This window comes from Actinocrinis sp., from assembly GCF_035650855.1.
GTDB lineage: Bacteria > Actinomycetota > Actinomycetes > Streptomycetales > Catenulisporaceae > Actinocrinis.
Genome location: NZ_DASRGV010000222.1, coordinates 1 through 7527, shown reverse-complemented (window position 1 = coordinate 7527; position 7527 = coordinate 1). Strand labels below are relative to the sequence as shown.

Genomic DNA, 7527 nt, shown 5'->3' with positions numbered 1-7527 from the left:
TGATGTTCGCGGCGCCGCCGGCGGTGCCGGGGCTGATCCAGGCGCACTCGTCCGAGTTCTCCTGGCCGTTGTACGAGCTGCCGGTGTTGTTGGTCCAGCCGCCGGCCGGGTTCTGGTCCGACATCATCTCGTGCCACTCGTGCCCGAGGGTCATCGAGTAGCCGTCGGTGGTTCCCGGGGAGTTGACGAACCCGACGCCGCAGCCGGCCCCGGAGTCGGTGTTGTACGGCTGGTTGCTAAAGGCGATGTCTCCGTACGGGGAGGAGACCGCGCCGCCCGTCAGGGTGCTGTCGCCGTTGTAGTCGTGCCACGCGCAGTACTGGCCCTGGTAGTTGTCCGGGTTCGTGCCGTGCGGGGAGGCGATGATGTAGTACGCGTCCCGGTTGGCCGCCGCGGTGGTGTTGCCGAAGTGCGCGGCCGCGTTGACCGCCTCCTGGCCCAGCTGGTGGCCAGTCGCCGCGGAGGGGGATGCCGCGGAATTGTCGTACCAGACGCCCGCGAGGACACCGCCGCTCTGGTAGGGGATGAAGTTGGCGTTGCTCGGGCAGCTGGTGGCCCCGGAGGACACGTTCGGGCCGTCACACCACTGTGTCAGGTCCGCGGACCACAGCTCGTTGCCGGTGCCGATGCCCTTGAACATCTGCTGGGCGACGGAGGCCACGCCGGAGGAGTCGCCGGTGAACTTCAGGTTGCCGTTGCCGTCGGTGCTGGAGGTGCCCCACTGGTTGCCGTAGAAGACGATGTACACCTTCGAGTGCCCGGACTGTACGCCGATGCCGTCGATGCCGCCGCCGTAGGAGAGGGTTTCCGGGCCGGTGGCGGTGGTGGCGTTCGGGTGCGCGGCCGCGTACGAGCGCATCTTCGCCAGCTGGCCGATCGTCGGGATCACGCCGTGCCGGTAGGAGTGCTGATAGGCGGGGGAGTACGGATTGACCGCCGAGGAGGCGGAGGTCGTCGCGGCGGAGGCCGGCGCGAGCGCGGTCACCGTCATTCCGGTGGCGAGGGCGAAGCCGGCGGCAGCGGCCAGCGGGACTTTCAGACCGCGGCGGCGTGCCGCGGCCGTGGGTGGGTGGGTCACCTGCATATCCCCTTTATCTCGGGTGGCGGCGGCGCATGTGGGTGCGTCCGGCCGCACGGGAGTGCGGGCACGCGTGAAGGGACGGCGGGATCACCGCTTGGCCCCAGGACACGGCCCGATCTGTTCGGCGCGGTGCCAACGTCGGAAGAGCATCGGGGTGATTGCGGAGCGACGAGGTGCAGCCGGGCCCGATCCGACCGCTTGGCGTGCGCGCCGCCGCCCCGTTCGGAAGGATCCCTGCGGGACGGCCACGGGTTTATCAGTGCTCGAAGGTGGGAATTGCCGCGACGACCGCCGCGATCGCACTGTCAAGCACTGAGGGGGAAATTAGCGCCGTGCGGAGAACCGGTCAACGATTGCTGACGAAACAGGTGTTTCCGCGGTATGCCGGCCGGCCCGGCAATTACCCTGCGGTTTCGCGCCGGTCACGGGCTTGTCGCGAAAGATCGCCGCCGCGTGTTCGAAGCGCGCGGCAGCGATCCGTTTTGTCGCGAATGCTTTATAAGCTGTTTGCCAATTCGAGCCGTTGATGTTCGCGGCAGCGCTCTCACTTGCCCGTTCGGGCCCTGTCGCGGTCAGGTGTGCCGCAGTACCGCGCCGACCCCGTGCTCCGGACCCGGCTCGCCGCCGGCCAGCACCAGGATCCGGCTGCCGCTTTGCACCGCGGCGCGCACCAGCACGTTTCCGGCCTTGTCCCGCCGGATCTGCGCCGAGCGCATGTCGGTCAGCTCCTCGGGATGCGCGGCCAGCTGTCCCGGCTGCGGGCCCCACCACATCCAGGAGTCAAGCTCCTTGGATCCGTGCCGGATCAGCAGCGTGTCGACGTCGCCGCGGCGCAGCGCCTCGGCCGTCGGTATCAGGCCCTCGACCGCCCCGCCGGTGGCCAGCCTGCCCGCGTACCGGTCCCGCACGTCGGCGCGCAGCGACTCCTCCGCCCGCGCGGCGGCGACCATGGCCGCGCGCCGGGCCTGCGCACGGTCCGAGCCCTCGGCCCGGCCGCCGGAGGGCAGCGGGACGGCGCGTGCGCTCCAGTCCGGGCCGAGGTGTTCGAGCAGCATCGTCTTGGCCCGCGCGTCGCCGCTCACCGCGATCAGCTCGGCCCGGTGGGACTGCGCGATCTGCCGCACTCGGTCGGCCTCCTGCTTGGCGTTCGCCGCCCAGGTGTTCTCTACTTCCCGCTGGAAATGTGCCTCGTGCCAGTCACCGTTGTGCACCTTCCGCAACGGCCAGCGCGCGCCGGCGTCGACCCGCTCGCGCTCCTCTACTCCGGCGCCGTCGTACACCTCCACCTCGGCCCCGCTGCGATCGGCGAAGACCAGCAGGTAGGAGGAGAAGTCCGGGGTCTGCGCGAGCAGCGGCAGGACATCCGGCAGGTGCCCGAAGGTCGCGCGGTCGAGCACGTTCGGCACCCGAAGCTCCTCCTGCAGCAGCACCGAGCCGCCGGCCGCGAAGATCGCCTGGCCGTGCGGCGAGGGGCGTCCTCGATCGGAGCCGACCGCCGCGTCGATCGCCACCAGCGTCGGTTCGTCGGCGCCGTCGGCCTCAAGCCGGCCGCGCAGCTCCCGCCAGCGCAATGCGATCGCGTGCGCTGCCTCGGGATCGGCGCGGTCCGTGGCCAGATAAACGGAGGCGAACGGCCCTGGATTGTCGTACAGCGCCTTGAAATGACCCGGCTCCATGCTCACGCTCCCTTCGCGCGGTGCTTAGACGACTCGGCGACCCGTAACGGGCCCGGCTCCTCGTGGTACCCGTTCGGCCCGCTCGAAACGGGGTGCGGTTTCCGCTCCATCGGAAGGGGCACTCGGCACTGATCAAGCACAGGAGCACGAGACGAACCTGACGACTAGGAACCGTGACGACGGATCGGAGGTCGATTCAGATGCCGGGACGCCAGGAGCTGCCTTCGACGCTGCGCCGTTCGCCGGCCAAGGCGCAGCGCACTTGGATCGAGGCGCACGACAGCGCCGTGCAGCAGTACGGCGAGGGCGAGCGGGCGCACCGCGTGGCCTTCGGCGCGCTCAAGCACAGCTTCGAGAAGGTCGGCGACCACTGGGAGGCGAAGGAGGGCGGCCGCAAGGGACCCTCCGACCCGCAGTCGGCCCGGCCGCGGCAGATCGGCGGGCGCAGCGGCGAGGGCGTCGACGAGCAGGCCAGCAAGCAGCACCTCTACGAGCTCGCGAAGAAGCTCGACATCCCCGGCCGCTCCACGATGAGCCGCGGGGAGCTGCTGGACGCCATTCGGAAGGCGAACCGCAGCAAGACGCGGGAGAAGCAGCCGAGTTCCCGTTGATCGATCGCCACCGCACGAAGACGCGGAGCGGGATGGGACGGGGAGCGAGATGGACGGTGGACTGAGCCCGGCCGTGGTCGTCTTCGGCCAGGCCGGGCGGGACCTGGTGCTGCCGATCGACGAACTGCCGCAGCCGGGCGCGTCCGCCGTCGTGCACACGCACAGCGAAGTGCTCGGCGGGAAAGGCGCGAATCAGGCGGTCTCGTTCGCGCGACTCGGTATCCGGGTCGCGCTGGTGGCGGTGCTCGGCGACGATCGGGCGGGCGACGAGGCGCTGGCGCGGGCACGCGCGGACGGCATCGATGTGTCGTGCGTGGTCCGGCGCACGGACACCGTGACCGGACTCATCGTCGAAATCCTCGACCGCGAGCACCGCTGGCGCTATTTCGAGGACCTGCCCGAGGCGGTGCAGTTGACGCGGGCTGACGTCGAGGCCGCGGGCGATCTGCTGGCCCGGTCGGATGCGGCCGTCATCCAGCTCCAGCAACCCGCCGCGGCCTGCCTGACCGCCGCGACCATGGCGCGGAAGGCCGGTTGCCGGGTCGTGCTCGACGGTGCGCCGCAACCGGATCATCGCAGGGCCCTGCTGGAGAGCGCGCAGGTGCTGCGCGCCGACGGCCACGAGGCCGCGCTGCTGACCGGCCGCAAGATCGACGGCGTGAAAGACGCGGTGCACGCGGCCGAGGAACTACTGGGCAGCGGACCCGAAGTCGTCGCGCTCGCGGTCGAAGGTAAGGGAAACCTCGTCGCTTGGCCGCAAGGGCACGCCTTCTATCCGCTTGACGACGCGCAGACCGTCGACACGACCGGCGCCGGCGACGCCTTCGTCGCTGCATTGACCACAGCGCTCGCGCTCGGCGAGGCACCGCGGGAGGCGGGCCGCTGGGCGGTCGCCGCCTCGGCCCTCACGGTCGAGCACGTCGGCGGGCGGCCGCGGATTACCGCCGAAACGCTGCAGGCGCGGCTGGCCGCGGCACCTGACCCCCAGCTGGTTCAGCACAGAGGTCCCAACAAGTAAGGAGCTGACATGGACCGCTCGACGAGCAAGCACGGCCCGCGGCTGGACGAGGAGATGAAGAAGGAGGTCGAGGGCCAGATGCGGGCCGGTCACCCGACCCGCGCCGAGGAATGGCACGACCCCGAGCCGATCGAGGACGAGACCAGTCCGGACGTGGCCGAGGAGATCGAGCAGCGGCGCGAGCGCGAGCGCGGGCGCACCGAGAACAAGCCGCCCGAGCCGCCCGCGCGTTCGGCGGCACAGAACGACGGCGATCACTAGAGTCCTGAGCGGCGGGCACGATGAGAAACGGTATTGATGTGGAGCCGGTCTTGATTGAGGAGCCGGCCACGATGAGGAGCTACTGATGACGGGGAGCCGGCGATGAACGGTGCGGAGCTGATCGTTGACGCCTTTGGCCGGGTCCGCGAGGTCGTTCACCACGCCGCCTCGGGGCTGACGGCGCAGCAGCTCGCGGAACGGCTCGACCCCGACGCGAACTCGATCGCCTGGCTGGTGTGGCATCTGACGCGGGTTCAGGACGACCATGTCGCGGACGCCCTGGACGTCGAGCAGGTGTGGACGGCGCAGGGCTGGGAGCAGCGCTTCAACCTCCCGTTCAAGACGGAGGCGAGCGGCTACGGCCAAAGCTCCGCGGAGGTGGCGGCCGTGCGCGTCGAGTCCGCCGAGCTGCTGACCGGCTACTACGACGCGGTGTACCAGCAGACCATCGAGCGTGTACGTGGCCTGAGTGACGCCGACTTCGAGCGAATCGTCGACGAGGCCTGGGATCCGCCGGTATCGCTCGGCGTGCGCCTGGTGAGCGTGATCTCTGACACGCTTCAGCACGCGGGTCAGGCCGCTTTCATCCGCGGCGTCTTGGAGCGCCGCGCGGGCTAGCGTCCCGAGCCGCGCAGAGCGGTGTGCGGCGCTCGCGAGGCATTGGCCCGCGCGGCGCGCATTAGTCGCGCCCGCTCGGGCAATCCGGTGCGCCATGAAGGGATTCCGCAAGTTCATCCTGCGCGGCAACCTGGTGGATCTGGCCGTGGCGGTCGTGATCGGGAGTCAGTTCTCGAGTCTGATCCACCAGTTCGTCGTCTCGTTCGTGAACCCGCTGCTGGCGCTGCTCGGCGGCACCCCGAACTTCAACAACCTGACATTCTCGGTGCACGGGTCGAAGTTCGCGTACGGGGCGTTCGTCACCGAGGTGCTCTCGTTCCTCATCTCGGCGGCGGTCGTGTACTTCGTCATCGTGCTGCCCGTGGCCCGATTCCTGCACCTGTTCGAACGCAACCAGGCCGCGACCGAGCGCAACTGCCCCGAGTGCGATCGCAGCATCCCGATTCAGGCGCGCCGCTGCCCTGAGTGCACCAGCGTGCTCGTCCACGGCGATCCCGAGCCCGCCGCGACGGCTCCCGCCGACGGTCCGGCTCCAGTCATGGGGCCAGAGGGCTGACCGGCAGGTTTGACCGGGCGTCGGAAGGTGACGCGGGGACGTGGCCGCGTCCACGCAGCGGCGGTGCGGCAGGCGAATTTCGACGGTAGGAGCAGGCAGTGAAAGTGAGCAAGGTGGCCTACAAACCACTCGGCATGGTGTTCGGCGCGGCCGGCGGGGTGCTGGCGGGCGCGGTGTTCAAGCGGGTCTGGCGGCTGGTCGACGACCAGCAGGACGCGCCGAGCCCGACCGACGAGGATCGCGGCTGGCGCGAGGTGCTGGTTGCCTCGGCATTGCAGGGCATGATCTTCGCGCTGGTCCGGGCGGCGGTGGATCGCGGCGGAGCGGCAGGCGTGCGCCGGATCACCGGCACCTGGCCGGCGTGAGGCGCAGCGGTGCGGACCAGGGGAGCGGCACGCGAGGCACGCGCGAGACTCCCACGGTCATTCGGGATTCAGCAGGACGCGCGATCGCGGACAACGCGAAGCGCGTCCTGCTCGTCGGCTGGTTCAGCTTTCTGCACGGCGAAGCGACGGCCGGGGATGTGCTCGCCTGGCGCGCCGTGTGCGCTGAGCTGGAGCGCGCCGGGATCGCCCACGACACCGCGTGGAGCCCGGTGTTCCGGCCGGGCGGCCTGATCTTGGACGCGGCGCGGCCGGAGGACTACAGCGACCTGGTGTTCGTCTGCGGGCCGCTGCACGGGCCGCAGATCGCCGGGCTGCACGAGCGGTTCCGCTGCTGCCGCAGGATCGCGGTCGGCGTTTCCGTCCTTGATCCGCGGGATCCGGCGGTAACCGGATTCGACACGATCATCGCCAGAGACGCCCCGGACGTCACGTCGCGCCTGGATCTCGCCACCGGACCCGCGGCCTCGGCGAGCGAGGTCCCGGTGATCGGCGTGGCGCTGGCGCATGGCCAGGGTGAGTACGGCCCGGCGCGGCGGCACGAGAGCGTCACCGAGAGGATCACGGCGTGGCTGCGGGAAGCCGGCGTCGCCGTCGTGCCGCTGGAGACCCGGCTCGACAGCGTGGACTGGACGCTGGCGGCCCGGCCGGAGCAGCTGATCAGCGTCGTGCGCAGGCTTGACGCGATCGTCACCACGCGCCTGCACGGGCTCGTCCTCGGGCTGGCCAACCGGGTGCCGGTGCTGGCCGTGGACCCGGTGGCAGGCGGCGGGAAGGTCGCCGCCCAAGCCGCCGCCTGGCGCTGGCCTGCGCTCTTGCCGGCGCAGCAGGCGCGAAATGCCGCCTTGCAGGAGTCGCTGGACTGGTGCCTGTCGGCCTTGGGCCGCGAACGGGCCGGGTTGCTCGCCCAGCAGGCCGTGGCGGCCGCCGAGGCCGGTTCGCTGGCGGCGCGAATCGGCGCCCGGCTTTCTTAGGAAAACGCTCCCACGAACTCCTGTTTGGTTCGGCGCGAAGCGGTTATCAGGTCGGCGGCAAAGCACGGCGCAAACACGAGATCCGGATCACGAGAGTGATCAAAGGAGTGAGTGGTCAGATGGGTATTATTCTGCTCGTCCTGCTGCTGGCGCTGATTCTCGGCGGCCTCGGCTTCGCGGTCCACGTGCTGTGGTGGATCGCGCTGATCGTGTTCGTCGCCTGGCTGGTCGGCTTCGGCTTCTCCGGAGGCGTGTCAGGTGGCGGCCGCCGCCGGTGGTACGGGCGCTGGTAACCCGTAAAAGGGACGCGAGCGGCCGGTCCGGTTATCCCGGACCGGCCGCTCGCCTG

9 protein-coding genes and 1 pseudogene are annotated in these 7527 nt (G+C 70.4%); 8 read left to right on the top strand and 2 right to left on the bottom strand.

Annotated elements, in window-relative coordinates; genetic code table 11:
* Positions 1-1078: pseudogene (locus tag VFB40_RS16220) on the bottom strand (pre-peptidase C-terminal domain-containing protein); the annotation flags it as partial.
* Between the two features lie 575 nt (positions 1079-1653).
* Positions 1654-2757, bottom strand: a complete 1104-nt coding sequence (locus tag VFB40_RS16215; RefSeq protein ID WP_324851543.1) for a baeRF2 domain-containing protein — start codon at positions 2755-2757, stop codon at positions 1654-1656.
* A gap of 200 nt (positions 2758-2957) precedes the next feature.
* Between VFB40_RS16215 and VFB40_RS16210 the strand changes: the two genes are divergently transcribed.
* The 8 genes from VFB40_RS16210 (at position 2958) to VFB40_RS16175 (ending at position 7471) form a co-directional block, all read left to right on the top strand.
* Positions 2958-3368, top strand: a complete 411-nt coding sequence (locus VFB40_RS16210; RefSeq protein WP_324851542.1) for a ChaB family protein — start codon at positions 2958-2960, stop codon at positions 3366-3368.
* 49 nt (positions 3369-3417) lie between these two features.
* Positions 3418-4386, top strand: a complete 969-nt coding sequence (locus VFB40_RS16205; protein ID WP_324851541.1) for a ribokinase — start codon at positions 3418-3420, stop codon at positions 4384-4386.
* A gap of 9 nt (positions 4387-4395) precedes the next feature.
* Entirely contained in the window at positions 4396-4647 is a 252-nt protein-coding gene (locus VFB40_RS16200; RefSeq protein ID WP_324851540.1) for a hypothetical protein, read from the top strand.
* Between the two features lie 102 nt (positions 4648-4749).
* Positions 4750-5265, top strand: a complete 516-nt coding sequence (locus tag VFB40_RS16195; RefSeq protein ID WP_324851539.1) for a mycothiol transferase — start codon at positions 4750-4752, stop codon at positions 5263-5265.
* Positions 5266-5359: 94 nt separating this feature from the next.
* Positions 5360-5821 (top strand): large conductance mechanosensitive channel protein MscL, encoded by a 462-nt coding sequence (gene mscL, locus VFB40_RS16190; protein WP_324851538.1) that lies wholly within the window; start codon positions 5360-5362, stop codon positions 5819-5821.
* 104 nt (positions 5822-5925) lie between these two features.
* Complete coding sequence (locus tag VFB40_RS16185; RefSeq protein ID WP_349261504.1) at positions 5926-6186, top strand: DUF4235 domain-containing protein; 261 nt, start codon at positions 5926-5928, stop codon at positions 6184-6186.
* Positions 6183-7178, top strand: coding sequence for a polysaccharide pyruvyl transferase family protein (locus VFB40_RS16180; RefSeq protein WP_324851536.1), 996 nt, complete (start codon positions 6183-6185; stop codon positions 7176-7178). Before VFB40_RS16185 ends, VFB40_RS16180 begins: the two co-directional genes overlap by 4 nt.
* Positions 7179-7297: 119 nt before the next feature.
* Positions 7298-7471 carry a hydrophobic protein gene (locus tag VFB40_RS16175; RefSeq protein WP_324840544.1) on the top strand — a complete coding sequence of 58 codons (174 nt, stop codon included), beginning with the start codon at positions 7298-7300 and terminating at the stop codon, positions 7469-7471.
* Positions 7472-7527: the final 56 nt, after the last annotated feature.

Bases quoted from the DNA above. Each gene is read 5' to 3' on its own strand.
- VFB40_RS16215 (WP_324851543.1), bottom strand. From the start codon at position 2,757: ATGGAGCCGGGTCATTTCAAGGCGCTGTACGACAATCCAGGGCCGTTC.
- VFB40_RS16210 (WP_324851542.1), top strand. From the start codon at position 2,958: ATGCCGGGACGCCAGGAGCTGCCTTCGACGCTGCGCCGTTCGCCGGCC.
- VFB40_RS16205 (WP_324851541.1), top strand. From the start codon at position 3,418: ATGGACGGTGGACTGAGCCCGGCCGTGGTCGTCTTCGGCCAGGCCGGG.
- VFB40_RS16200 (WP_324851540.1), top strand. From the start codon at position 4,396: ATGGACCGCTCGACGAGCAAGCACGGCCCGCGGCTGGACGAGGAGATG.
- VFB40_RS16195 (WP_324851539.1), top strand. From the start codon at position 4,750: ATGAACGGTGCGGAGCTGATCGTTGACGCCTTTGGCCGGGTCCGCGAG.
- mscL (WP_324851538.1), top strand. From the start codon at position 5,360: ATGAAGGGATTCCGCAAGTTCATCCTGCGCGGCAACCTGGTGGATCTG.
- VFB40_RS16175 (WP_324840544.1), top strand. From the start codon at position 7,298: ATGGGTATTATTCTGCTCGTCCTGCTGCTGGCGCTGATTCTCGGCGGC.